The sequence below is a fragment of the Aneurinibacillus sp. XH2 genome (genome assembly GCF_001439585.2).
GTDB classification, from domain to species: domain Bacteria; phylum Bacillota; class Bacilli; order Aneurinibacillales; family Aneurinibacillaceae; genus Aneurinibacillus; species Aneurinibacillus thermoaerophilus.
This window is the reverse complement of sequence record NZ_CP014140.1, coordinates 2,369,127-2,394,170: the sequence shown is the minus strand read 5'-3', so window position 1 is coordinate 2,394,170 and position 25,044 is coordinate 2,369,127. Positions and strand designations below refer to the sequence as shown.

The following is a 25,044-nucleotide window of genomic DNA, read 5'->3' as shown; positions in this document are numbered from 1 at the left end:
CCCTTCTGGGGAATTTTAAAACGGCGATTTTGGGGAAGTTATAGCCGGCCTTGACACGGGGCAGACTATATCGATCAAGCGTCGGAATCTTTTCAATTGGGTAAGTGTATCATTCAATATGATGAAACAGACTGGCAGTTTCTGAAACGAATGGCGTCCCATTTTGGGGCCGTTCTGCTGCCGGAAGCGGCGGCGGACATGCCCAAGTTCTGGTTTGGCATGCCGGAAGGAAGGCCGGCGGAGCTGTCAGATACACATTACTGCGTGAAGAAAAACTTGTCCGAGTTCATGGAAACGAGCGAAAACTACTTCGCAGGACTGGACGAAAAAGCCTTTATGTGTCATGTCGTAGAGACAGACCGCTATGTGAATATAGGGGATCGGGTTACCTTTAAGGGAAAAGAATGGATGGTTGCCCGCTCCACAGCCGAGATGAAAAACGGCATCTTGAGATACGAATACATACTGGTCCAAGAAAAAGGCATCCGGCAAAACTTGATCCACAACGAAGCCCTCGTTGGCGATTGGCGCTTCGCTGGAAGGAAAGATCATCGATGTCGCCAAAGATACCGTCCGGATCCATCTGGACATCGACAAGGAACAGAAGAAAAGCGAGGCATATTGGTTCTCGTATTCCACCTTTTACACCGCCGAAGGGCACAGCGGCACTGCATGCCCCAACTCGGTGACGCGGTAAAGCTGTACTTCCCCGGCAGCCGGGAAGAAGAAGCGCTGGCCATCAGCTCGGTGCGAAAGGGAGGGGGAAGCTCTCCCAAGATGGCGAATCCTAGCGTGAAGTACTGGGGGACCCCTCACGGCAAAGAGATGATGATGGCCGGAAAGGAACTGGTCTTCACCGCGAAACAGAGCGAGGAAGGAAACATTTTTCTCAAGCTGCATGAAGAGGCCGGAATCGAGATTCACAGCATGAAGCCCATCGTCTTTGCGGCGGAAAAGGATGTGGAAATCCAGGTGGAGAAGAAGGTAAGCATCCAGGCGCAGGAGGGGATCTACCTCTTGTGCGGCGCAAGCAGCATCGTGCTGGATGGAACCTCAGACATACAGGCGCCGCGGCTCGAGATGGAAGGTTCGTACAAAGCGCCTGTAGTGGTGGAAGACCTGCCGCAGGAGGAAGAACTGGAAACGGAGCCGCCACAGCAGGAGGAAGAGTCCGGCTTTTGGGGCAATCTCCTGGACGGCGTGCAGCTCGCCCTGGACGTGGTCGGCTTGATCCCCGGCGTGGGCGAAATCGCGGACGTGGCCAACGGAATCATCTCCTTGGCCAGAGGGAACTACGCGGATGCCGCATTATTGTTTGCCGCCTGCATCCCCTTTGCCGGAGCCGCAGCTACGGGTGCCAAGTTCGCCAAACGGGCCATGAAAGCGGCGAAAACGGCGAAAATCGAGAAAAAGATGGTCAAGGCAGCGGACAAGGCGAAGGATTTTGCTAGATTGGCGAAGAAGGCAATCGACCCGTTGAAGGGGAAAGTGCTGACGGCGGCGCGGACGATTAGGAAAGTCGGTAAGGAAATTGCAGCCGCGATTGCGAAATTGAAAAAACGCATTAAGGATGCGATACTAGCGGCAAAAGCCGCTATCAGAAAGATAGCAAAGAGCGTCAAGGATAAGATTAAGCGGGATATTCAAGATATTCGTACAGGGTAGAGGTCAGGGCAGTAGATACCGGAACTGGCTCCCAATTCCCTACTGTGATGTTCATTAAAAAAGAAGGGAAGGATGCCGCGACAGGGGGAGCTGAGAGGGTAGCTAAGGGGACGGCAAAAGCTACACCTTCGAAACCTCCTACTAAGGTAAACTATGGTGACCATTATACAAGAGATGAAAAAAGAAGAAAGGTATTAAAACCGAACGTCGAATATACAACTCCATCGGGACACACCTACAAAACCGATGATAAGGGGCGTATAGTAAGTTGTGAAGGAAAACTTAATTTAGAACAAGGAAAAAGAAATACCCATGCTCAGAAGGTGGTGGGTAGAGAAGATAGACTACCAGACGATGAAGGCGGACATTTAATAGCAACTATATTTAAAGGTTCGGGTGGTCTTGACAACCTAGTTCCTATGAATGGTAATCTGAATAAAGGTGAGTGGAAGAAACTTGAGAATATGTGGGCGAAGGCTCTAAATAGTAAGCCACCTAAGTCTGTAGAGGTAAAAATTAATCCAGTATACAAAGGGGATTCACAGCGCCCAGTAAGTTTTGAAATAGAGTATAAGATTGGAAACAAGAAGTGGGTACCTGTACGATTTAATAATAAGCCAGGAGGCAAATAAATGGACGAGAACAAATTGGGAAGTTTGTATACAAAAATTGCTCAAACGGTTATCCAAATGATTCCGGAAGATTGGAAAAAGGTTTATTTATACGGAGAAATTACCGAAGATGTGGGGAAAACGTTTTTTTATTACTATCCAGAAGGAGAAGAAAAACCAGTATATTTCTATGATGTTCCTGAGTTGTTCAATATAGATAAAGAGCAATTTAAATTACTGTGGCATCAATTGTTAGACGAACTTCAGGAATTATGGGAAGAATTTAAAAATGCTGGACAAGATCCATGGACAAATCTTACTTTAATTTTTGACAATCAAGGCGAATTTAAAATTAATTATAATTATCAAGACTTATCAGATGCTGATGATAACGAGAGAAGTATTGTTTGGGAGTACGAATATCTAGGCTTTGTGCCTGAGGATGAAGATGATAAGAGATTCTTAGAAGAATATTTAAACAGCATTAAAGAGAATGATGAATGATATTTTTACCGGGTTTACAGCTTAGCAACAGGAGATCGTACAATACCACCAACAAACCAAACACTAAAAACTTGACAAACACTGATAAATTTTCAAAGGCTTTATTTTAACTTGAAATCTGAGCAGATTAACCCCAAACGAGTACCAATATTCGTCTGGGGTATTTTTTCGTCTAAAATCTTCAAACACAAACCCCATGCAAGTTACGGAGGGATTAGAACAATGATGCGAGGACAAACAACCATATGCGGAGCAACAACTAGAAAAGGGACAAGTTGCCAAAACATCCCGATGAAAAACAGCAGATGCCGGATGCACGGCGGAAAAAGTACAGGTCCAAAAGATCGGAACAAGCTGTGTAGAAACCAAAACGCCGCAGGCAACAAAGCAAGACTTACAACCGGGAAGTATGAAACCATAACGTGGGAGACGTTGACGGCGCAAGAACAAAACAAGTTGCAGCAATAATATGGCTTACAACCTCACCAGCGGATCAATAACCCGTACGTCATGGAAGACGTGCGTATAGCAAGAATGCTACAGCGAAGCAGAGAGGAGACAGAGGATATCCGCTGGATTCAGATTGAAGAAGCCTTGACAAGGACACAAGGGAAAAGATGTAAACAAATTTGCAGTATGTTACAGCGATAGTAAGATACGGAGATTTAGTAGAATGGGTTTGGGGCCCTGTATTCCTCTATAAGTTGGTGTAAAGCCCTTTTTGTGGTCAAAAAATCCTTGCGGCTCTAAGAGCAAAAATTATGCAAAACGCCCGATTACATAACCTTCCCAATTTCGCTCATTTTCTTCATATCGAGAATCTGAATCTTCCGTCCTGTGATTTCAATCAATCCCTGCTGTTTCCATTTCTGAAAAGTTTTATTTACAGTGATGCGTGAAGTCCCAATATATTGAGCAAACGATGTTTGGTCAATTGAAATATTCCCATTTTCGTGCACTAACTTTAGTAAATAGTAAGCCATCTGGTGTTCTATTCCACTATCAAGGAGGGATATAATTTCCGCTAGTATCCTAAATTTGTAGATGAGAGAATGGGTAAATATCGTTGCAGCATTTGGATGATCCGCACAGACTTTTGATAAATCTTCATCAGAGAAGTAATACAAAACAGAAGGAGAGGTAGTAACTGCCGTAGTTAGATAATTCTCTTTATGAACTCCATGTTCTCCTAACAACATCCCTACCGGAACGTAGTTAATAATCCTTTCGTTCCCTTGATCTGAGAGAAATAAAATTTTGACCCCTCCCTTACTCAAATAGTAGAAACCTTTTCCACTCTCTCCTTGGAGGTAGATTACGGTGTTCTTTTTCAACTCAAGTTTTTGTCCATAGTCTAAAAAGGGTTCCCATGTGTAGCGAAGTTCTAACATTCGATCACCTATTTTCGATCACCTATTCTAGTATGTTAATTATTTATAGAGTGAAATCCAAATCCAGAGTATGCATTGAAGTTATAACAAATGATTCCTGCTAAAAAACTACATTTTTCTTCAATATGATAAAGGACAGATGATCTTCGCTCAACTTCAATTTCTAAATTAAATACGAATAAAAATGAATGAAAATTCTTCACATATTTTTTTCTTCTTACCCTAAATGATCAAACATTTTTACTTAAGCTATGTGAGGGCTCCTTTACAAGCCTTTTTAATAGTTCCGGTCTTTTGATAATAAATCTGCGATTTTGGATCTGTATAATTTTATCTTCTCTCCATTGTTTTAGTATTTTGTATACGGTGATTCTGGTTAGACCTGTACAGTTTGCAAGATCTTGTTGTGATAGAGGAACTTTATAGTTTTTAAAATCATCATAAATATTTAGGAGGAGTATGGCGATTTGCTGTTCGGATGAAAGCGTGTTCAATTTTATGCCTTCAAGAAGAATACGCATTTTGTGAATGATAGTTTGAGCAAAGAGATTTCGTAGATCGGGATATATCATTATTAAATCCTTAAATTGATCGCGAGGAAAATAATAGAGTACACAATCTTTTACGGTTACAGCTGTTGTAAAATGAGCGTACTGATCCAGGGATTGAATTCCTAAAATTTGGCCGGGAACTACAATGTTTAATATCCGTTTTCTCCCTTTTACTGTTGAAGTCACAATTCTCACTAAGCCTTTGTGAAGATAATAGAACCCGTCCCCAATGGAACCCTGGTTGTATATCACTGTTTTTCTTTTTACAAATTGCCTTGTTCCATATTTTAAATAAGGTTCCCAATTGTATTCGGTTTCAAATATAGTTGCCATCATATCACCCCTAAAATATGAATTTTATAATATTATCTAAAAAATAGAAATTCTTAAATTTATTATAATTATTTTTCAAATATTTACAATAATTATATTGATAAAAGTATTTTTTCTCTTCTATGGCGAGCGGGAGTCAATGTTACAGAATTAGTAAAGAATACGATGTCTATGTTTCTACTTGGTAGGAATATTTATGCTGCTTATCATTACTTACCGGGGAAGTGCTGTCCTGCACATTTCTGGATGTTAGGATTATAAACACAGTGCTGAACGAGCATTGAAGCATTAGAGGATTCAAAATTAGATCCCTTGTTTGGAACTCTAGGGTTTTGAATCATAAAGTTTGATGAATGTATCTCATCAGGTTTATGTATGATCTTATGTTTTAGTATGATTTAAAAAAAATTATAAAATACGTTAATGAGTTTACAGTTATTCTGACGATCCAATATTATAATGCAGCTATAAGGTACGAAATAAAAATATAAGTTAAGGATAAAACCGAAAGGAGATAAGAAACGAAAAAACAAGATTTTACTTCTAATTTAAAATGTAAGTGTTTTCAAATGCCGAATATGGGAGGGATCATGATGGGAATTCGTACAGGTGAGCAGTACATTAATGCAGTAAAATCACGAAAGCCTGAGGTTTGGCTGGCAGGAAAAAAGGTTGAAAACGTATTTGATGAACCTGTATTAAGACAGACAGTAATTGAAATCGCAAAGCTATATGATATGCAACATGATCCGGAATATCAAGATAAGATTACTCATTTCTGTGAAGAAACTGGGGAAAGAGTGAACAATGCGTTTTTGATTCCGAAGAATTACGAAGATTTAATTAAGCGTAGAGCGGCGTTTGAAGCTTTCGCGAAGGCTACTTTTGGTTTAATGGGAAGATCTCCGGACTTTTTAAACGTAGTAATTACCTCCATGTACAGCCATTCTAGTTTCTTTGAAAAGTACAATAAGCAATGGGCTGAAAACATACGCAGATATTATCGATTGGTTCGTGATAATGACTTGTTTTTAACGCATGCCATCATCAATCCTCAAAATGATCGAAGCAAATCCTCTCATGAGCAACAGGATATGTTTACTCATTTAGGAGCTGTGAAAGAGACACCGGAAGGACTTGTTGTGAGAGGTGCTAAATTTTTGGCTACACTCGCTCCTGTGGCAGATGAAGTTATTATTTACACCTTCCCAGGATATAAACCCGGTGATGAACGTTATGCGCTAGCATTCGCGCTACCAATTGATACGCCAGGCCTTCGAATTATTTGTCGTGAACCGATGCAGGATGGAAAACGTCCGTTGTTTGATCATCCATTGGCATCACGCTTTGAAGAAATAGATGCGTTGTTAGTCTTTAAGGATGTTTTAGTTCCCTGGGATCGAGTGTTTATTTATAACAATGTGGAAGCCGCAAACCTCCTTTATCCAAAAACAGGAATCGCCCAGCAGCCAGCTCATCAGTCTGCAGTGAGAGGACTCTTAAAACTTCAATTTGCTACAGAAGTAACATGTAGGTTAGCTGACTCAATTGGAGTAGATGTATTTTTACATGTTCAGGAAAGCCTTGGTGAGTTAATCCAAGCTGTAGAATCTATAAGGGCATTATTGCGTATTGCAGAGCATGAGTATGAAGTTACTCCTGAGGGGGAGGCTATGCCAAATTGGGTACCCCTTGAAACGATTCGAGGTTTATTACCAAAGATGTATCCACGTGCTATTGAACTGATGCAAACCATAGGAGCTGGTGGATTATTGCTGTCTCCAACTGGTGCTGATTTTGAAAATCCGGAATTAAGAGAAGATATAGAACGTTACTATATTGGAAGAGCGGGTGTATCTGCAACGGATCGTGTAAGCGTATTCAAGCTTGCTTGGGATTTGTGCGGCGAAGCTTTCGGTCAGCGCTTACTTCAATATGAACGTTATTATACAGGCGACCCAATCCGGAAGAAAGCTATATTTTACAATTCAATTAAACGTCAGCGTACGTTTGACATGGTTGATGACGCATTACAGGTAAGCAAGTTGAAAGAACTAGTAACAAATAAATAAAAATAATATGAAATATTTGATCTTCCGTATAGAAATCTAAGGACATTTTTGAACAATATCAATTAGCTTTAAAAAATGGCAAAAGACTTTACTATCATTTTACCATAATTGAATCAACCACACCACCAAATCTTTTTAGGCGCACATATTTTGACTCCTGTTCAAAAAAACTGGTTCGATTAGAACAGCTGGGAATAGATCATGTGATCATTGCACGGTTTGAAGAATGATATGCTAGCCGCTGTCCTCATAAAGGGACAAACAATGCAACCATTATTAAATGATGGGAGGAGTGTATAAAACAATGAGCGCGTTCGTACCGATCCATTTGTGGAATTTTATCGAGGAAAATAAAGACCTGTTAAAACCTCCGGTAAATAATAAAGTGATTTGGAAAGATGCAGAATTGATGGTTCAGGTGATCGGAGGGCCGAATAAACGGCGCGATTTTCATGTGGACCCGTCTGAAGAAGTGTTCTATCAAATAAAAGGAGATTGTTATGTTGAAGTGATGAATTCAGAGGGAAAGCGTGAGGTAGTAACGGTAAAAGAGGGGGAAATGTTTTTGTTACCGCCGAATGTTCCTCACTCTCCGCATCGGGTATCAAATACGATTGGTATTGTTATTGAACGTAGTAGGGCTGAAGGAGAATTGGAGGATTTTATATGGTTTTGTGATCAATGCAATCATGAAATGCATCGCGTAACCGTTCAGTTAACCAATATTGAAATTCAGGTAAAAGAAGCTATCAACGGATTTAATAATAATTTGGATCTTCGCACGTGCAAAAATTGCGGATATGTGATGCCGCCGGAAGCGAGTGAGTGGAAGTGCGAGTAGATTTCCATACGCATATTATTCCCGAAGACATTTCCCATTTGACTGAAAAACTCCAAGGTGACCGCTGGCCTATTCTTAACAGGACATGCACATGCGGCGCCAATATCATGGTTGCAGGAAAGGTGTTCCGTGAAGTAACAGATCAGGTATGGGACCCTGCGAAACGTATTCATGATATGGAACGGGAAAATGTAGACATACAGGTACTATCCCCCATCCCAGTTACGTTTTCTTATTGGGCACCTGCTGAAGAAGCGGAAGTGATGGTTCGCATCCAAAATGATTTTATCGCAGAAACGGTAAGGCAAAATCCGGAGCGTTTTATTGGACTTGGTACGGTTCCCTTGCAAAACACGGAAATAGCGATACACGAAATGGATCGCTGCATGAACGAACTAGGATTAAAAGGGATTGAAATCGGTACGAATGTGAACGGAAAAAATCTCGACGATCCATATTTGATAGAATTTTTTGAAATGTGCGATCAGTGGAAAGTCCCCATTTTTATTCACCCGTGGGAAACATTGGGCAGAGAACGGATGCCTCGTCACAACTTAATGTATACCGTAGGCATGCCAAGCGAAACCTCCTTAGCTGCGGCAAGTTTAATCCTGGGCGGCGTGATAGAAAAATTCCCTCGGCTAAAAATTTGCTTTGCTCATGGGGGAGGCTCATTCCCTTATATTCTTCCTCGTCTTGACAAAGGGTGGAGGGTTTGGCCACATCTGAGGTTAATTGAGCAGCCGCCGAGCTATTATGCTAAAAACTTTTATTTTGATTCGTTAGTAAACGACCCTTTAAATATTCAATATCTGGTTGATCGTTTTGGATATGACAGGATTTTAATGGGATCGGACTACCCCTTCTTGTTAAGGGAAAGTCCTCCAGGCGAAGTCATTGACAAAACGTTGGCGATAACAGAAGAACAAAAACGGGCCATGCTGGGAGAAAATGCTCTTCGTTTTTTAAATATCAAATAAAAAAAGGGATGAAATCATGAATCGTATTGAGGTTACACCTGAACAAAAATTACAGGAACTAGGCTTAACCTTGCCCACCCCGCGTCAAGCCGTCGGAAATTACATCGGTTGCGTCCGAACGGGGAACCTCATATTTACGGCTGGTCAAGGCACGGATGAATACCGCGGCAAGCTTGGTGAAGATGTAACGGTTGAGGTAGGATATCAAGCGGCCAGGCAGTGCATGCTAAATCTTTTGGCGGTCGTAAAACAAGAAATCGGAGAACTCAGCAAAGTAAAGCGTATTGTCAAAATCCTCGGGTTTGTGAACAGTGCCCCTGATTTCACAGAACAACCTAAGGTGATGAATGGTGCTTCAGATCTGTTGGTACAAGTATTTGGGGAGAGGGGAAAACACGGACGATCCGCTGTTGGAATGGCCCAGCTTCCAAACAATAATGCGGTTGAAGTGGAAATGATTTTAGAGATTGAGGATTGGGAGGAGAAATAATATGAGTAAGATTTTAGAAAATCAAATGAAAGTCAAGGATGCAAAGCTATTCATTAATGGCGAATATACAGATGCGATTTCCGGGGAGACGTTTGATACGATTGATCCTTCGACCAATCGAAAGCTAGCATCCGTAGCGAATGCGAATGAGCGAGATGTGCAAAGAGCGATCGAAGTGGCTCAGCGCACGTTTGAAAGCGGTGTTTGGAGCGATATGCCGGTTGAAGAGAGAGCGAAGATTCTTTGCAGAATGTCCGACCTTGTGATGGAACGTGTCGAGGAGCTGGCCCTTGTGGAAACGATGGATGTTGGAAAGCCGATTAAAGAGAGCCGGGGCTTTGATATTCCCAGAGCGGCCTCCAATCTGCGTTTCTTTGCCGAAATGGCCAAATATATCAATTACGAACATTATGATCAATCCAAGCACATGAGCTATTCGAAATATGCGCCAGCAGGTGTAACAAGCTTAATCATTCCATGGAATCTTCCTTTTATGCAAATGACCTGGAAGGCATCCGCAGCACTGGCTGCCGGGAATACCGTGGTTGTGAAGCCAGCTTCTTATACTCCGCTCAGTGCCGTGATGTTAGGGGAAATCGCCAATGAAGCAGGTCTTCCTCCGGGGGTACTGAACATTATTACCGGTCCAGGCAGAACAGTCGGTACAGCAATGACGACCCATCCTTATGTTCGACGTATCTCTTTTGTTGGGGAAACGACCACTGGGAAAACGGTGATGAAAAATGCTGCCTCTCAATTAATCCCTGTATCGCTGGAATTAGGCGGAAAGTCAGCCAATATTGTTTTTGAAGATGCTGATCTGGATGAGGCAGTAAAAGGTTCGATTGAGGCCATTTTTAGGAATCAAGGAGAAATTTGCTTGGCTGGCTCCCGCTTATTAGTACAAGAAAAGATTTATGATAAATTTCTGGAAAATTTTATTGATAATGTAAAAAAGATTAAGGTTGGCAACCCTCTGGATGAAGATACAGATATGGGAGCCCTGGTTTCGAGAAGTCATTTGGAAACCATTGAAAATTATGTGCAAATCGGAATATCGGAAGGTGCGAAGCTTGCTATTGGCGGTAAGCGGGTTGAAGGATTGGCGGAGGGCAATTTCTATGAGCCAACTGTTTTTTATGATGTAGAGAACAAGATGAGGATAGCTCAGGAAGAAATATTTGGTCCGGTACTTGTTGTGATTCCTTTTAAAACGGAAGAAGAGGCAGTGAAAATTGCTAATGATTCGATGTACGGTCTTGCGGGTGTAGTCTGGACCAATGATCTGCGGCGTGCCCATCGTGTAGCTTCTCGAGTAACTTCAGGTTTGCTATGGATCAATTGCTGGTATCACAGAGATTTAAGAACTCCTTTCGGAGGATCGAAGGCGAGCGGAATCGGCCGTGAAGGTGGACGCCATAGTTTTGAATTCTATACCGAAGCGAAAACTATTACGATGAAATTATAGCGGTAGGTTGTAAAGAGTGGCTCAAGAGTCACTCTTTATGTATCCAAGGAGAAAAGGAAGGAGCAGGCTTATGAATTTATTATTAGAAGTAATTGCTAATGAATTGATAGAAGCAGAGCGAAGCAAGCGACCAGTGCTCCCTCTTACACAGCGATATACTGAATTGAATGTAACAGATGCCTATCAAATTCAGCTGGAAGTCATAAAGAAAAAGAGAACAGAAGGACGTCAGGTTATTGGGAAAAAAGTAGGACTTACCAGTGTAGCTATGCAGAAAATGCTTGGGGTTAATGAGCCGGACTATGGACATTTGCTAGATGATATGCGGGTATCCGATGGAGCAACCGTAAAAATTAGCGATTTGGTTAGTCCGAAAGTCGAAGCAGAAATAGGGTTCGTCCTTGCTCAAGATTTAACTGGCCCGAACATTAACTATCTGGATGTATTAATGGCTACCAAATATGTAGTACCAACGATAGAGATTATTGATAGCCGCATTGCGAATTGGAAGATTCAATTAATTGATACCGTCGCAGACAATGGTTCTTCAGCGAAAGTGGTTGTGGGAAACAAGCTGAGTAGGGTGGATGGTTTGGATTTGCGGAGTGTAGGGATGGTTCTTTATAACAATGGGGAACTTATGGCAACCGGTTCTGGAGCTGCCGCTCTTGGACATCCGGCACAGGCGATTGCATGGTTAGCGAATAAATTGCATGAGTTTGGCATTCAGCTTAAAGCAGGAGAATTGATTCTTTCGGGAGCTCTTTCCGGGGCATTGACTGTTAAACAAGGGGATACGATTTCAGCTCATTTTGGATCGCTAGGTTCTGTATCCGTAACCTTTCAGTAAAGGAGGTTGTTAATGTGAGTAAAATGAAAGCAGCTATTATTGGTTCTGGCAATATTGGTACAGACCTCATGTATAAGTTGGAAAGAAGTGAAGTCATCGAATTAACTACTATGATTGGGATTGATCCTGAATCTGACGGATTAAAACGTGCGAAAGATCGAGGGTATCAGGTGTGCTCAAACGGGATTCAAGCCATCATCGATAGTCCTGATTTGGCAGATATTGTTTTTGATGCGACATCAGCCAAAACACATGTAAGACATGCAAAAGTCCTAAAGGAATTGGGAAAATTGACGATTGATCTTACCCCTGCTGCCAGGGGACCGTTTGTGAGTCCGGCCGTTAATTTGGGTGCCAACCTTCATGCTAAGAATGTCAATATGATTACATGTGGCGGACAGGCAACAATTCCTATTGTCCATGCCGTTAATCGTGTGGCTGACGTATCCTATGCAGAAATTGTGGCTACGATTTCAAGCAAAAGCGCAGGTCCGGGAACACGTGCCAACATTGATGAGTTTACGATTACTACAAGCCGAGGAATTGAACAAGTGGGCGGTGCTGATCGGGGAAAGGCCATTATCATCCTCAATCCGGCCGAGCCTCCCATTCTCATGCGCGACACTGTCTATTGCGAAGTAAAGAATATGGATCAAGAAGCGATTCGCAGATCCATTTATGACATGGTAGAAATCGTGCAGCAATATGTGCCGGGTTATCGACTCAAACAGGCCCCCCTTTTTGATGAAAATCGCGTGACGGTTTTCCTTGAAGTAGAAGGAGCAGGGGATTACTTCCCGAAATATGCAGGGAATTTAGATATTATGACTGCTGCAGCGACACGCGTAGCTGAGGATTTTGCCCGTAATATTTTAAATTAGGCAACAGTCGAAATGGCTGCAAGTGAAGAATAGACAGAAAGGAAGAGGTGAGTACAGATGAAGCGCAAAAGTGACAAACCTATTAAAGTCACAGAAGTATGCTTACGTGACGGAAGTCACGTTATGGCACATCAATATACGGAAGAACAGGTTCGCAAAGTTACACGCGCATTGGATGATGCAGGCATGCACTATATTGAGGTCAGTCACGGCGATGGCTTAGGAGGTTCGACACTTCAATACGGTCGTTCTCTTATTGATGAAATGAAATTGATTGAAGCTGCCGTAGAAGAGTGTAAACAGGCAACAGTGGCGGTTCTTTTGCTGCCCGGAATTGGTACCGTTCATGATCTGAAACAGGCACGACAGCTCGGAGCAGGATTGGTTAGGGTTGCGACGCATGTAACAGAAGCGGATGTATCGGCTCAGCATATTAGCGTGGCACGCGAATTGGGAATGGAAACATTAGGATTTCTTATGATGGCCCATATGGCTCCTGTAGAGAAGTTGGTGGAACAAGCCAAACTGATGGAAAGTTATGGTGCGCAAGCGGTGTATGTAACCGATTCGGCTGGTGCTCTTTTGCCTGATCAAGTTCGTGAGCGAATCAGCGCCCTTCGTAATTCCTTAGATATTGAGGTTGGTTTTCACGGACATAATAATTTATCTGTTGCCGTTGCCAATACGCTTGTGGCCATTGAAGAGGGGGCCACGCGGATTGATGGCAGCATTCGTTGTTTAGGAGCAGGTGCGGGAAATACACAGACGGAAGTCTTATTAGCTGTATTGGATCGAATGGGAATTGATGTAGGAATCGATCTTTACAAAACAATGGATGTTGCTGAGAATATTGTCGGACCGATGCTTCCTCGACCACAAGAGATTAATAAAGGAAGCTTGGTTCTGGGGTATGCGGGCGTTTATTCTAGCTTTCTCCTTCACGCGGAGCGGGCGAGCGAGCGGTTTGGCCTTGATCCACGGGATATCCTGATTGAACTTGGAAAGAGAAACGTGGTTGGGGGGCAAGAAGACATGATCCTTGACGTAGCAGCCGAATTGGCCAGAGCTCAAAAAGTGGAGGCGTAAAGATGGAAATTGTGCAAGGAACAGATATGGAAATTGTTGATTATCTTTTGTCAGCGGAGAAGGAACGGCGGGAAGTCGTAAAAGTCACGGATAAATACCCGAATTTGACTTTTGAGGAAGCGTATGTCTTACAGGAAAAATTGATTCAAAAAAAAGAACAAGAGGGTGCTCGACGAATTGGGTTGAAACTTGGTCTAACAAGTAAGGCCAAGCAGCAAATGATGGGGGTTCACGAGGCCATTTACGGATATTTGATGGATAATATGCTGGCTTTGGAATGGGAACCCATTGATTTCAATCAACTCATCCATCCAAAAGCGGAACCGGAAATCGCGTTTTTCATCGGAGAAGATCTTCAAGGAACCAATATTACTGCAGCGGATGTTTTGCAGGTAACCCAATATGTAGCACCAGCAATCGAAGTTATTGACAGCCGCTACTTAGATTTTAAATTCACTCTTGCGGATGTAATTGCAGATAATTGTTCTTCAGCACGTTTTGTAGTAGGAAGCAAATGGATGTCTCCTGCCGGACTGGATTTGGGAAATTTAGGAATGATCATGTCCAAGAATGGGGAACTGTCTACAGTAGGAGCAGGTGCTGCCGTTTTGGGACATCCTGCTACCTCGGTTGCTTGGGCGGTGAACAAGCTTGGAGAGATCGGAAAAGGCTTAAAGAAAGGGGATATTGTGCTGAGTGGCGCCATATCCGAAGCGATCTCCTTCCAGCCGGGCGATTCGATTATCGTTCAGTTTGCGGAATTGGGGAGCGTTTCATTTACATGTAAATAAATCAAAAAATTTAGCATGTAGATAAATGGAATAGTGCTCTATCAAATTTGTCGGCGTTTAGTAGAAACTGCTAAGCGCTGTTCCGATTGCTGCTAATTAATATCATTCAACTGAACCGGGCGAATGCCCGGTTTTTCTTATTCTTCATCTAGTAACATGCCAGTTATATATACCATACGGAAGGCCATGTGGTAAGAGCTAGCCACCTCCCTCTAATTAAGCGAAAAATTCGCGGGAATTTTGTGTCTGCTTTATTAACCTAATATCACATGCTCTGTAGTAAGTCATTTTCATAAAACATGTAACTAAAATAAGTACAGGCATAAAAAGTCGTACAAGATATTTTAGTAAATCCTTCACCATAAAGATAATATCGGGTGATGCTTATGATTCGAATTCTTAACATTGAATACGGCAATGAACCCATTTCACAATATTTCATTGAGCAAATCCTTATCTTTCATAAGGAGAGATATGGAAATGATGTGGAAGTCGAAATTTTTGAGCCGTCTGCGTGACGGTCTTTTTTTGTAGGTTGGCGGGCACACCGGGAAGTGACATTACAATAAAAGGGTGATGACATGATACCTGTTGCCATCTATGCCAGAGTTTCCACTGATCAGCAAGGGGACTCCATTGAGCATCAGATTTCTTTAATGAAGGACTACATGAGTCGAAACTTCACTTCGGATTATTATACGAATGAAAGTTTTATCTATGTAGACGAGGGATATAGCGGATACTACACGACGATTCTGGAACGGCCGGCGATGAAGCAGCTACTCGAAGATGCGAAAAGTGGGAAATTTAAAGTTGTATTATTTAAAGAAATTACGCGGATGGGACGTGACGAGGAAGAAAATCTGAAAATCGTGCGGATTCTGGAAGCATCTGGTGTCCGAATTAAATCGAATGACGGGTATGATTCAGAACGCCCGGAATCGAAGCTACTATTCAAGATTAGCAACTTTATGGCAGAAGTGGAATCTGAGCGCATCAGCAGTCGTGTATCAGCGGGGTTTAGGGAAAAGGCACGTTCAGGTAAATGGCCAGCTTCCAAAATTCCGTTCGGATATGTACGTAATGCGGATACACATCGTCTGGAAATTGATGACGTGCAGGCAGAAGTTGTTCGAATGATTTTCAATTTGTATGTAAACGACAGAATTGGCACGCTTACTATTGCCAATCGATTAAATGAGATGGGGTACAAGACAGCCAACAATAACCGTTTCCAGCAAGCTACGATCCGCAAAATACTGGAGAACCCAGTGTATACCGGTGATGTCGTATATGGAACAAAACGGGCAAAGCTGGAGCGGGTATATGATTCAAATCAGAATCTTGTGAAAAAGAATCGAAAATATGTTGAAACCGGAAATCCTGTTATTGCGAAAGATGCGCATCCTGCGATTATTGATCGCACTACATTTTTAAAAGCGCAAGAAATTATGAAAGAGCGGCAGGCCAGGGTAGGACAAACATCAAACCGGGCCAAGTATCCGTTGTCAGGCATTCTGTATTGTGCCAAGTGCGGAGCAGGGATGGTGTCGATTCGTTCTACAAAGCCATATAACGAAAAGTACAATTATCGCTATTACAAATGCGGAAGGAATCATAAATACGGAAATACCGTTTGCGTACATGATCCGGTTCCGGCTCAGAATTTAGAGAGGACGATTTTTGAGTTACTTATGAATGAGCTTAAAAAATCCACAAAGCAGTCATTTCGTTCACGGAACAAAACGAAAAGTAATGCTTTGGAGGCTAAATTGCAGGCCTTGCAAGAGCAGAGAAAGAAGCTACAGAAAAAGCAGGTGAATATCGCTGCGAGCAGTGACTTGTTCGATGCAGAAGCCTTTCGTGAAGTTTTGTCAGGATTAAAAAGCCAGATGAAGACGGTGGATCAGCAGATAGAGACTGCCCGTAAACAGATGGAAGAAAACGAGAAAGCAGAAAACAGGGTGTATACATTAAATGAAGTGCTGGATAACCGTCATAACATTGATCTTAATGATATCCAGGCACTGCGTGCGCTGTTCCATAGATTGATCGAGCGAATCGATATTTACGATAAGACGAGGATAATGAACGTAAAGTTTAAATTTGATTTATACAATTAGAGTACTAACAGAGAAACAACCGTGTTGAAGGAAACCGTGAAGTTTGTGGATGTCGTTCCCCTTTCCTACTACGACCACAATTGCCGTGGAGATGTGGAGGTAACGGCGCGCGTGACACAGGAGCCGAACTGTGTGGAGGCGAAGGTAAAGCCCGGCGGGGGGATCGTGGTCACGGTTGAGCGTGAATACGCGGTAGAGGTGATCGGTGAGACTAAGCTTTGCGTCTTTGTTTGCGATTTGTGCGACGATGACGACAAAGACGACATATTCATCGATGAATTCGAAGAACTGGACGACTTTACGGACTTAGATCCTGATACATTCCTCGATTAAACCGCGCATAAGGAGCTTATAACCGTGGGAGGGAACGTCCTCCCTTTTTCTTTTTCAATCATTATTATTGGGAAAGGGGCCATAGCATGGACTGTTTTTTGCTGTATCCGAATGATAGGCAGCCTGATGCCGCTTTGCTTGTTCAGTGGAAGGGTAAAAGCGGCTCTGTCGTACCTTCCTCTTGCCCAGATATTATATTACAGTGGGAAGACGCGGGATTGTCGTGCCTAGAAACGTACGTTGTCGTGCTAAATGGACGGGAAGCGCTCCACAATGCTTCACAGCCGGAAACGAAACGAGCGATGCTTACGGCGGCAGACATTCCATATATTCATAATGTATCTGCTGCAAAAGAGAAAGATATTTCCGCCACAATCAGGCGTTACATAGCGATCGTGTTTCAGCAGGAGATAGTGAGCCTGTATCGCTCCTCCGGCCGTAGTCTTTGGCTGAACCATCGCATTCGTGAAGGGGAGGACAAATATCGGGAGATAGAGGTCAACCAGAAAATCAGGGAAATCCGGCGTGTTACGCAATACGCGGTACAAAGTGTATATGCACTTGGCCTCGATTTTGCGGCGGTATATTTCGGGGTAGATTTGCGTGGAAGAATATATGTGCTGGATGTTGCTCCTACTTTTCGTATGACACATACGTTGGCACGCAAGTTTATAGCGTGTGTGGAACGTTTTTGTCAGGGATACGCATGTGATGCAGTCGATATTACGCTTGGTGCTGATGTGGAATTTGTACTGCGGAACGCCGAGGGAAAAGCGGTCATGGCGTCCAGTTACCTTCCGAAAGAAGGGGTTGTCGGGTGTGACAGGATCTTGTTGAGAAGTGATCTTACTCATAAACATTTGCCTTTGGCTGAAATCCGGCCTGAGCCGGGGGCGGATGCCAGGGAGCTGTTTCGCAATATATATCACGCTATGATGATAGGTATCCGTAAAATTGGCTCGGAGCAAATTGAGTGGGTGGCAGGCGGGATGCCGCTCTCCGGCTATCCGATCGGCGGACATGTGCATTTTGGCGGGCTGCCCCCAAATTCGCAATTGCTGCGCGCGCTGGACACGTATCTGGCGCTTCCAGTTTTTATGATCGAGAGCTCTCGTTCGCTATTGCGCCGCCCGAAGTATGGGTGTTTGGGAGATATGCGGTTCCAGTTTCATGGAGGTTTTGAGTATCGCACGCTACCAAGCTGGCTTACGTCTCCGAAGGTGGCGCGCGGCGTGCTGGCATTAAGTCATGTGATTGCGCTGTCATATCGGAAACTGCGCCAATTGCCATTGCTTGATCCGGAGATGTACCGGGCGTTTTACAACGGCGATCGTGAGGCGCTGGCGCCGCTGCTCCCGTTTCTCTGGAACGATTTACGTCTTCTGGAATCCTACGCAAGATATGAATCGTATCTCGAACCGTTCGCGCAGCTTGTACTATCCCGTGTTGAATGGGAAGAGTTTGCTGACATCCGCCCTGTTTGGAAGCTTCCGCCGTTTCATCCGGAGTTGACGGCCAGTCGAGCGTACGAGCATAGTGTGTTATAATAAAACAAGAGAAAAAGCAGACACAGGAGAGAAGAAACCGATGAAATATACTCCGATGATTCAGCAATACCTCGCGATTAAAGCCCAGTACAAAGACGCATTTCTGTTCTTTAGGCTGGGTGATTTTTATGAGTTGTTTTTTGAGGATGCGCTCACCGCTTCTCGGGAGTTGGAAATTACGTTGACCGGACGGGACGGGGGCGGCGAGGAGCGAATTCCGATGTGCGGTGTTCCGTATCATTCGGTTGACACATATATTGCTCAATTGATTGAAAAAGGGTATAAAGTCGCCATATGCGAACAGGTGGAAGACCCGAAGCAGGCCAAAGGTGTTGTGCGTCGTGAAGTGACACGCGTGATTACGCCGGGGACGGTAATGGAAGGCAAGTTCTTGCAGGATAAAGAAAACAACTATCTGGTGTCTGTCTTCCAGAAGGATGGTGTGTACGCCCTTGCGGCGTGCGATATTTCTACCGGGGAATTTTATACGACAGAAGTGGGAACGCGGTCGCTTCTGCTTGATGAAATGATGCAGTATCGCCCGTCAGAAGTCGTGCTGTTGACGGGAAGGGAAGAGGACGACGAGCTGGGAGAAATGCTTGTGCTTTATCCGATCGTAGTGACGAAGCGGCCGCCGGATGTCGCAGAGGATGGGGAAGATGTCCGTGCAGGCTTTGCAGCGTTATTTAGTGAAGTGAAAGGAACGAAGGAAAGCACGCCAGCGATGCTGACGGCGACACGCGGCCTGCTTTCCTATTTGCGCGAGACACAGAAACGTTCGCTTGAGCATCTGCATCAAGTTACGCTGTATGAAGCGGCTTCGTTCATGGTGCTTGACCAGTTCACTCGCCGTAACCTTGAACTGGTGGAAACAATCAGGGACAAGTCCAAGAAAGGTTCGCTTCTCTGGTTGCTGGATCAGACGGTGACGGCAATGGGAGGGCGCTTATTGCGCCGTTGGATTGACAAACCGCTGCTCAGCAAAAGCGAAATCGAGAAGCGGCAAGCGGCAGTGCAGGCGCTTCTGGACGGCTGGATGGCACGGGATGAAGTGCGCGCATGCTTAAAAGAGGTGTACGACTTAGAACGGCTTGCGGGGCGCATTGCATACGGAACAGCCAGTCCGCGTGATTTGGTGCAACTGAAAACATCGCTGCTCGCGATTCCGGCACTTAAACAGGCGCTGCGCGAAGTGGCAAATGATTCTGCTGCGTTGCAGGAAGTTCTGGATGGGCTGGATGAATGCCCGGATGTGATCGAAACGATCGACCGCGGCATTGTCGACGATCCGCCGGTTGCTGTAAAAGAAGGCGGATTGATTAAAGAAGGATATCACGAGTATTTGGACAAGCTTCGTACCGCAAGCCGTGAAGGCAAGCAATGGATTGCGGCCCTTGAACAGCAGGAACGTCAGGCGACAGGTATCCGTTCGCTTAAAGTCGGCTATAACAAAGTGTTTGGCTACTATATCGAAGTGACGAAAGCAAACCTTTCGTTGCTTCCAGAAGGACGTTACGAGCGCAAGCAAACGCTTGCCAACGCGGAGCGTTTTATTACGCCGGAGCTAAAAGAAAAAGAAGCCCTTATTCTTGAGGCGGAGGAAAAGCGATCAGAACTGGAGTACCAGCTGTTTGTAGAAATCCGGGAAAAAGTAGCGCGCGAAGTCAAACGGTTGCAGGCGCTGGCTCTTAAGGTGGCCACGGTCGATGTCTTGCAGTCGCTCGCGACAGTAGCGCAGGACAACCGCTATGTCAGGCCAGAAATTCTTACGGAGGGCCCGCTTGTGATTCGGGACGGCCGTCATCCAGTAGTAGAGGCGGTGCTGCATGGCGAACCGTTTGTGCCGAATGACACAGAACTTGGTACCCATCAGCAAATCCTGCTTATTACCGGGCCGAACATGGCCGGGAAGAGCACCTATATGCGCCAGGTTGCTTTAATTGTGATTATGGCGCAGATGGGCAGTTTTGTGCCGGCTGAATTTGCGCAGATTACGCCGGTAGACCGTATTTTTACCCGCATCGGCGCCGCGGATGACCTAGTGGGTGGCCAGAGCACGTTTATGGTAGAAATGAAAGAGATTGAAGTGACGCTGACCAATGCGACAGAACGTAGCCTTGTGATTATTGATGAATTGGGCCGGGGCACATCAACATCGGAAGGGATGTCCATTGCCCAAGCGGTTATCGAATATTTGCATAATGATATTGGCTGTAAAACGCTTGTTTCTACCCACTATCATGAACTGTCTCATTTGGAGACGACGCTGGATAGACTGAAAAATTTCCACATGGCGGTCAACGAGACGGACAACAACGTGATTTTCCTGCGTAAGCTTGTCAGCGGCCCGGCGGATAAAAGTTACGGTATTTACTGTGCACAAATTGCCGGTTTGCCGCAGCGTATTATTGATCGGGCGAACCGGTTGCTGGAGGAGTATGAGGGCGCAGTAGTGCGGGAAGCTGCGCCGGAAGAAGCGGCGAACAGGAACAAGATGTCCGGCCCGGAACAGGAACATATGTCGGTGACGGCTTTTGCGGCGGCCGAAGAGCCGCAGCAACTCGCTTTGTTCAGCGAGCCGGTTCAGCCGAAACCGGAGAAAAAATCCGGCGTTGCTACGCTGGGGCGCGCAGAAGAAAAAGTGCTGAAAAAACTGCGGGAAGCCGATTTGCTGAATATGACGCCCATGCAGGCGATGAACTTTTTATTCGAGTTAAAGCAACAAGTGTAATGATATGTTTTGGTTATTTCAGCACTTATATTGTCGTAGAGAACAGGAGTCTATATTTAGGGAGTGATGCCGATGGCGGTTATACAGGTCATGGATACCCAATTAGCTAATCTGATTGCGGCTGGTGAGGTAGTTGAGCGCCCGGCTTCCGTTGTAAAGGAATTGGTAGAAAACGCGATTGATGCAGGAAGCACACGCATTGAGGTACATCTGGAGGAAGGCGGGCTTGCTTCGATCCGGGTTGTGGATAACGGCTGCGGCATGGCGAAAGAAGACTGCCGCTTGGCATTTGAGAGGCACGCTACCAGCAAGCTGAAACGGGAACGAGACCTTGCCCGCATTCGAACGCTTGGATTTCGCGGCGAGGCACTGCCGAGCATCGCGGCCGTCTCCCGCGTGGAACTGAAAAGCACGCCCAAAGATGGGACAGGCGGAACGCGCATTCGCATCGCGGGCGGCAAGGAGGAAGGATACGAGCCGGTTGCCCATCCACGTGGTACGGAAGTGATTGTGTCAGATTTGTTTTACAACACGCCGGCCCGCCTGAAATATATGAAGACAATTCATACGGAAGTCGGCCATGTGTCTGATGTAATGAATCGGCTTGCGCTGTCGCATCCGGATATCGCATTTTTACTGACGCATAACCAGAAGCAGTTGTTGCGCACATCGGGCAACGGAGACTTGTTGCAGGTGATCGCTGCGGTGTACGGTATGAACGTCGCCCGCAATATGGTCAAAATTGAGGCGGCATCCCTTGATTTTACGCTGTTTGGCTACCTTGCCAAACCGGAGATTACCCGTGCCAGCCGAACGTATATTTCTACATTGGTGAACGGGCGCTATATTCGGAATATGGGGCTTGTGAACGCGATTCTGCGCGGCTACCATACGCTCTTGCCGATTAACCGCTACCCGATTGCGGTACTTGCGCTTGAAATGGAGCCTACGCTTGTGGATGTGAATGTACATCCGGCGAAGCTGGAAGTGCGTTTCAGTAAAGACCAAGAATTGTACGGATTTGTCGAGCAGGAAGTGAAGAATGTCTGGAGCCGGGAGCGTCTTATTCCGGAGCCGGGGCGCCAGCGTCCGACATCCTTTGGGCCGCGTCCGAAAAAAAACGAGTACCAAGCGTCGATGGATTGGTCCTTATTTGTGCCAGCGCAAGATGAACGGAAGGAAGCCGGAAATCATGTTGGGGTTATGGACAGCGGGAATATTTTTTCCGATCGGGAGAAGGCATGGAACCGGGAAGAGGAACGCGCCTTCAAGTGGTCGGAGCAGCCGGAAAAGCGTGATCTGGAATGGAAGCGGGAAATGGTCAAAGCACGGGACGAGGATGAAGTGGCAACATACTCTTCGCAGGATGGTTTGTCTTATGATGGATATCAGTCGGACCGAGATGCGGATTATGTGTCCGAACACCGAACCTCGACAGATGTGTTATCGGAAGAGGAGCGTCAAGTGTTTCCGTCCAATCTTGCGGAACCACATCGAAGCGAGTACGGAAAACATGAATGCAAGGAAGTAGAGTCACAGGAAGCGTGTGAGGGTAGTATGCGGGTGCCGGAGATGTATCCGCTCGGACAGTTGCATGGTACCTATATTCTTGCGCAAAATCCGGACGGCATGTTTATGATTGATCAGCATGCGGCACAGGAGCGGATTTTTTACGAGTATTTCCTTGATAAGTTGCGAGAAGAAGCGGTGGAGAGCCAGGAGCTTTTGATTCCAATTACGTTGGAGCTGACAGCGGTAGAAGCGGCGGCGGTGGAAGAGTATCGCGACTGGTTTGAGCGCGTTGGTGTGCATATGGAGCCGTTCGGTACGAACAGTTATATTATTCGTTCCCATCCCCGCTGGTTGCCGCGCGGCGAAGAAGAAGCCATCCTGCGAGAGATGGTGGAAATGGTGCTAATGACGAAAAAGGTGGATGTAGTGAAGCTAAGGGAAGCGGCGGCGATTACGATGTCGTGCAAGGCTGCCATCAAAGCCAACCGTTACCTGACGCACGCAGAAATGGAAGCACTTATTGAGCGCCTTCGCCGTACGACAAGCCCGTTTACCTGCCCGCATGGCCGACCGATCATTATTCATTTCTCAACGTATGACATTGAGAAGATGTTTAAAAGAGTCATGTAAACATATCTGTAGTGAATAAAAAAGAGGGGATGCAGAAAATCCAGTATTATCAAGGGTTTTCTGCTTTTTTAATCTTTTCTCTTATTCCTTGAAAGGTTCAATTGCTAACATTTTGCTAACCTTTATTGTGCTAAAGTGATTGCTTGTAGTGTTTTATAGCTTGTTCAAAACGGTCGGACGCTTCTTTCTGCATATCCAGTGTGACATGGCTGTAAGTATTTAATGTCATTTGAATACTCGAATGACCAAGACGTTCAGAAACAATTTTAGGATGTTCACCAAGCTTCAGCATAATGGTAGCGTGTGTATGTCGTAAATCATGAAAGCGAATGGGAGGAACATTTGCTTTTTGAAGCAATTTCTTAAAATGATTAAAGATATAATTAGGATTAATCGGTTCGCCGTTTTCTTTGGAGATAATATATCCGTTATCCTGATAAGCATTTCCAAGCCTAAGTTTCATTTTTTGCTGATACAAGCGATACCTCTTCAATTCCTCAATCAGCATTTCGGATATAGAAACGATTCGATTGGAACGCCCTGTTAAACAATGCCCTGTCCTTTTATATAAGAGAGCGTTTTGCTAACGCTAATCTTTCCTTCATCAAGCATACAATCTTTCCAGCGAAGTGCTAAGATTTCTCCTCTTCGCATACCCGTAAAGATAGCAAGGAGATAAAGCATATAAAAATGGGGTTTTGTTTTCTTAGCTTCTTCTAAAAAACGTATAGCCTCTTCAAGTGTCCATACTTGCATTTCTTTTCTCTTGCGGCGCGGGCGATCTACATTGGTCATAATATTATTTTTAAGCAGCCCCCATTTTACCGCAGTATTAAAAGAATTTGTGAGAATGCTGTGGATATATTAAACAAATTCTTCTGAAATTCCCTCATCTAATAAAGAACTATAAAACTTCATAACTTGCACTGGCTTAATATCTATTAACTTTTTGTTTCCAAACGCAGGGATAAGGCGACTTTGAATTGCGCTTTTATATCCAGTATAAGTGGTTGCTCGTAAAGTGGGTTTAGCAACTGTTTTTAACCATTCCTGAATAAAGTCTTTAAAAGCAATTTTGCTTTCTTTGAAGTATTTTCCATTCTCAATTTGCGCAATCATTTCAGCACAGGCTTTTTCTGCTTCTTTTTTTGTCTTGTAGCCTGAAAACCACTTTTGTTTTCTTTTTCCTGTTTTCTCATCTCGTCCGATGTCAAGAATAAAAGTCCATTTGCTTCCACGTTTAACAAAATGCCCTTTCATTGTGCTTCACCTTCTTTTTCCGTTATCATACAAGATCCGTAAGATGAATAATGAGGAAAAAGAGCTTTGTCTCTTTCTGCATGTGAGATGTGGCAGACTGGCACAATTACATGGAGCCGCTTTTTAATCTGTCACAATCGTAATAGGGTAGGGAATGATTATAACGGCCCTACCTTTGAAATTCTTCTATGTAGTCATCAGATAACAAGGTCAGAGTAGACTCGTTCCATTTAATTTGATACCCACTGTGGCCATTTCGCACAAACGGAAATTCTTCACCGTACTCTTTTGAATCATTTGAATCACCTCGATAAACAAAATATCATGTTAATAAACAATAGTCTGTTTACTTTTGTTTCATATTGTACATAATGATAAAAATTTGGTCAATGAC

General features: G+C 44.4%; 23 protein-coding genes and 1 pseudogene. 19 read left to right on the top strand and 5 right to left on the bottom strand.

Going from position 1 to position 25,044, the window contains the following annotated elements; translation table 11 throughout:
* Nucleotides 1-96 precede the first annotated feature (96 nt).
* The 4 genes from ACH33_RS11765 to ACH33_RS11750 all read left to right on the top strand — a co-directional run bounded on the left by ACH33_RS11765 (nucleotide 97) and on the right by ACH33_RS11750 (nucleotide 3,248).
* Nucleotides 97-1,665 (top strand): hypothetical protein, encoded by a 1,569-nt coding sequence (locus tag ACH33_RS11765; protein ID WP_057899197.1) that lies wholly within the window; start codon nucleotides 97-99, stop codon nucleotides 1,663-1,665.
* A 47-nt stretch (nucleotides 1,666-1,712) separates the two neighbouring features.
* Nucleotides 1,713-2,297, top strand: coding sequence for a DNA/RNA non-specific endonuclease (locus tag ACH33_RS11760; RefSeq protein WP_057899196.1), 585 nt, complete (start codon nucleotides 1,713-1,715; stop codon nucleotides 2,295-2,297).
* Complete coding sequence (locus ACH33_RS11755; RefSeq protein WP_057899195.1) at nucleotides 2,298-2,780, top strand: antitoxin YezG family protein; 483 nt, start codon at nucleotides 2,298-2,300, stop codon at nucleotides 2,778-2,780.
* 222 nt (nucleotides 2,781-3,002) lie between these two features.
* A complete protein-coding gene (locus tag ACH33_RS11750; protein WP_057899194.1) occupies nucleotides 3,003-3,248 on the top strand; it encodes an HGGxSTG domain-containing protein in 246 nt (81 codons plus the stop codon).
* A gap of 308 nt (nucleotides 3,249-3,556) precedes the next feature.
* Here ACH33_RS11750 and ACH33_RS11745 read toward each other — a convergent pair whose 3' ends face one another.
* Nucleotides 3,557-4,171 carry a Crp/Fnr family transcriptional regulator gene (locus ACH33_RS11745; RefSeq protein ID WP_057899193.1) on the bottom strand — a complete coding sequence of 205 codons (615 nt, stop codon included), beginning with the start codon at nucleotides 4,169-4,171 and terminating at the stop codon, nucleotides 3,557-3,559.
* Nucleotides 4,172-4,401: 230 nt separating this feature from the next.
* Nucleotides 4,402-5,055, bottom strand: a complete 654-nt coding sequence (locus tag ACH33_RS11740) for a Crp/Fnr family transcriptional regulator (RefSeq protein ID WP_057899192.1) — start codon at nucleotides 5,053-5,055, stop codon at nucleotides 4,402-4,404.
* Nucleotides 5,056-5,648: 593 nt separating this feature from the next.
* On the opposite strand from ACH33_RS11740, the gene ACH33_RS11735 reads away from it, so the two are divergent.
* The 15 genes and pseudogenes from ACH33_RS11735 (at nucleotide 5,649) to mutL (ending at nucleotide 23,390) form a co-directional block, all read left to right on the top strand.
* Nucleotides 5,649-7,127 carry a 4-hydroxyphenylacetate 3-hydroxylase family protein gene (locus tag ACH33_RS11735; RefSeq protein WP_057899191.1) on the top strand — a complete coding sequence of 493 codons (1,479 nt, stop codon included), beginning with the start codon at nucleotides 5,649-5,651 and terminating at the stop codon, nucleotides 7,125-7,127.
* Between the two features lie 304 nt (nucleotides 7,128-7,431).
* Entirely contained in the window at nucleotides 7,432-7,968 is a 537-nt protein-coding gene (locus ACH33_RS11730; RefSeq protein WP_057899190.1) for a 3-hydroxyanthranilate 3,4-dioxygenase, read from the top strand.
* Nucleotides 7,953-8,948, top strand: a complete 996-nt coding sequence (locus ACH33_RS11725) for an amidohydrolase family protein (protein WP_057899189.1) — start codon at nucleotides 7,953-7,955, stop codon at nucleotides 8,946-8,948. The genes ACH33_RS11730 and ACH33_RS11725 overlap by 16 nt, the downstream gene beginning before the upstream one ends.
* Before the next feature lie 16 nt (nucleotides 8,949-8,964).
* Nucleotides 8,965-9,438 (top strand): RidA family protein, encoded by a 474-nt coding sequence (locus ACH33_RS11720; RefSeq protein WP_057899188.1) that lies wholly within the window; start codon nucleotides 8,965-8,967, stop codon nucleotides 9,436-9,438.
* A gap of 1 nt (nucleotide 9,439) precedes the next feature.
* Nucleotides 9,440-10,906: an aldehyde dehydrogenase gene (locus ACH33_RS11715; RefSeq protein WP_057899187.1), complete on the top strand. Its 1,467-nt coding sequence runs from the start codon at nucleotides 9,440-9,442 to the stop codon at nucleotides 10,904-10,906.
* Between the two features lie 70 nt (nucleotides 10,907-10,976).
* Complete coding sequence (locus ACH33_RS11710) at nucleotides 10,977-11,756, top strand: 2-keto-4-pentenoate hydratase (protein WP_057899186.1); 780 nt, start codon at nucleotides 10,977-10,979, stop codon at nucleotides 11,754-11,756.
* 14 nt (nucleotides 11,757-11,770) lie between these two features.
* The gene (locus ACH33_RS11705; RefSeq protein ID WP_057899185.1) at nucleotides 11,771-12,637 is read left to right on the top strand and encodes an acetaldehyde dehydrogenase (acetylating); all 867 of its coding nucleotides are present in this window, start codon (nucleotides 11,771-11,773) and stop codon (nucleotides 12,635-12,637) included.
* A 57-nt stretch (nucleotides 12,638-12,694) separates the two neighbouring features.
* Nucleotides 12,695-13,723, top strand: a complete 1,029-nt coding sequence (dmpG, locus tag ACH33_RS11700) for a 4-hydroxy-2-oxovalerate aldolase (RefSeq protein WP_057899184.1) — start codon at nucleotides 12,695-12,697, stop codon at nucleotides 13,721-13,723.
* A gap of 2 nt (nucleotides 13,724-13,725) precedes the next feature.
* On the top strand, nucleotides 13,726-14,514 hold the full coding sequence (locus tag ACH33_RS11695) for a 2-keto-4-pentenoate hydratase (RefSeq protein ID WP_057899183.1): 789 nt from the start codon (nucleotides 13,726-13,728) through the stop codon (nucleotides 14,512-14,514).
* 386 nt (nucleotides 14,515-14,900) lie between these two features.
* Nucleotides 14,901-15,032: a hypothetical protein gene (locus ACH33_RS20380; RefSeq protein WP_257721571.1), complete on the top strand. Its 132-nt coding sequence runs from the start codon at nucleotides 14,901-14,903 to the stop codon at nucleotides 15,030-15,032.
* Between the two features lie 63 nt (nucleotides 15,033-15,095).
* The gene (locus ACH33_RS11690) at nucleotides 15,096-16,637 is read left to right on the top strand and encodes a recombinase family protein (RefSeq protein ID WP_057899182.1); all 1,542 of its coding nucleotides are present in this window, start codon (nucleotides 15,096-15,098) and stop codon (nucleotides 16,635-16,637) included.
* A gap of 15 nt (nucleotides 16,638-16,652) precedes the next feature.
* Nucleotides 16,653-16,970, top strand: a pseudogene (gene cotE, locus ACH33_RS11685) (outer spore coat protein CotE); the annotation flags it as partial.
* An 86-nt stretch (nucleotides 16,971-17,056) separates the two neighbouring features.
* Nucleotides 17,057-18,517 carry a putative amidoligase domain-containing protein gene (locus ACH33_RS11680; protein ID WP_057899180.1) on the top strand — a complete coding sequence of 487 codons (1,461 nt, stop codon included), beginning with the start codon at nucleotides 17,057-17,059 and terminating at the stop codon, nucleotides 18,515-18,517.
* A 55-nt stretch (nucleotides 18,518-18,572) separates the two neighbouring features.
* Complete coding sequence (gene mutS / locus ACH33_RS11675) at nucleotides 18,573-21,248, top strand: DNA mismatch repair protein MutS (protein ID WP_236781875.1); 2,676 nt, start codon at nucleotides 18,573-18,575, stop codon at nucleotides 21,246-21,248.
* Between the two features lie 72 nt (nucleotides 21,249-21,320).
* On the top strand, nucleotides 21,321-23,390 hold the full coding sequence (gene mutL, locus ACH33_RS11670; protein WP_057899178.1) for a DNA mismatch repair endonuclease MutL: 2,070 nt from the start codon (nucleotides 21,321-21,323) through the stop codon (nucleotides 23,388-23,390).
* Nucleotides 23,391-23,520: 130 nt separating this feature from the next.
* Here mutL and ACH33_RS20135 read toward each other — a convergent pair whose 3' ends face one another.
* The 3 genes from ACH33_RS20135 to ACH33_RS20130 all read right to left on the bottom strand — a co-directional run bounded on the left by ACH33_RS20135 (nucleotide 23,521) and on the right by ACH33_RS20130 (nucleotide 24,650).
* Nucleotides 23,521-23,898: a tyrosine-type recombinase/integrase gene (locus ACH33_RS20135; protein ID WP_250636708.1), complete on the bottom strand. Its 378-nt coding sequence runs from the start codon at nucleotides 23,896-23,898 to the stop codon at nucleotides 23,521-23,523.
* A 35-nt stretch (nucleotides 23,899-23,933) separates the two neighbouring features.
* Complete coding sequence (locus ACH33_RS20290) at nucleotides 23,934-24,146, bottom strand: site-specific integrase (protein WP_250636707.1); 213 nt, start codon at nucleotides 24,144-24,146, stop codon at nucleotides 23,934-23,936.
* A 108-nt stretch (nucleotides 24,147-24,254) separates the two neighbouring features.
* Nucleotides 24,255-24,650 (bottom strand): tyrosine-type recombinase/integrase, encoded by a 396-nt coding sequence (locus ACH33_RS20130; protein WP_236781874.1) that lies wholly within the window; start codon nucleotides 24,648-24,650, stop codon nucleotides 24,255-24,257.
* Nucleotides 24,651-25,044: the final 394 nt, after the last annotated feature.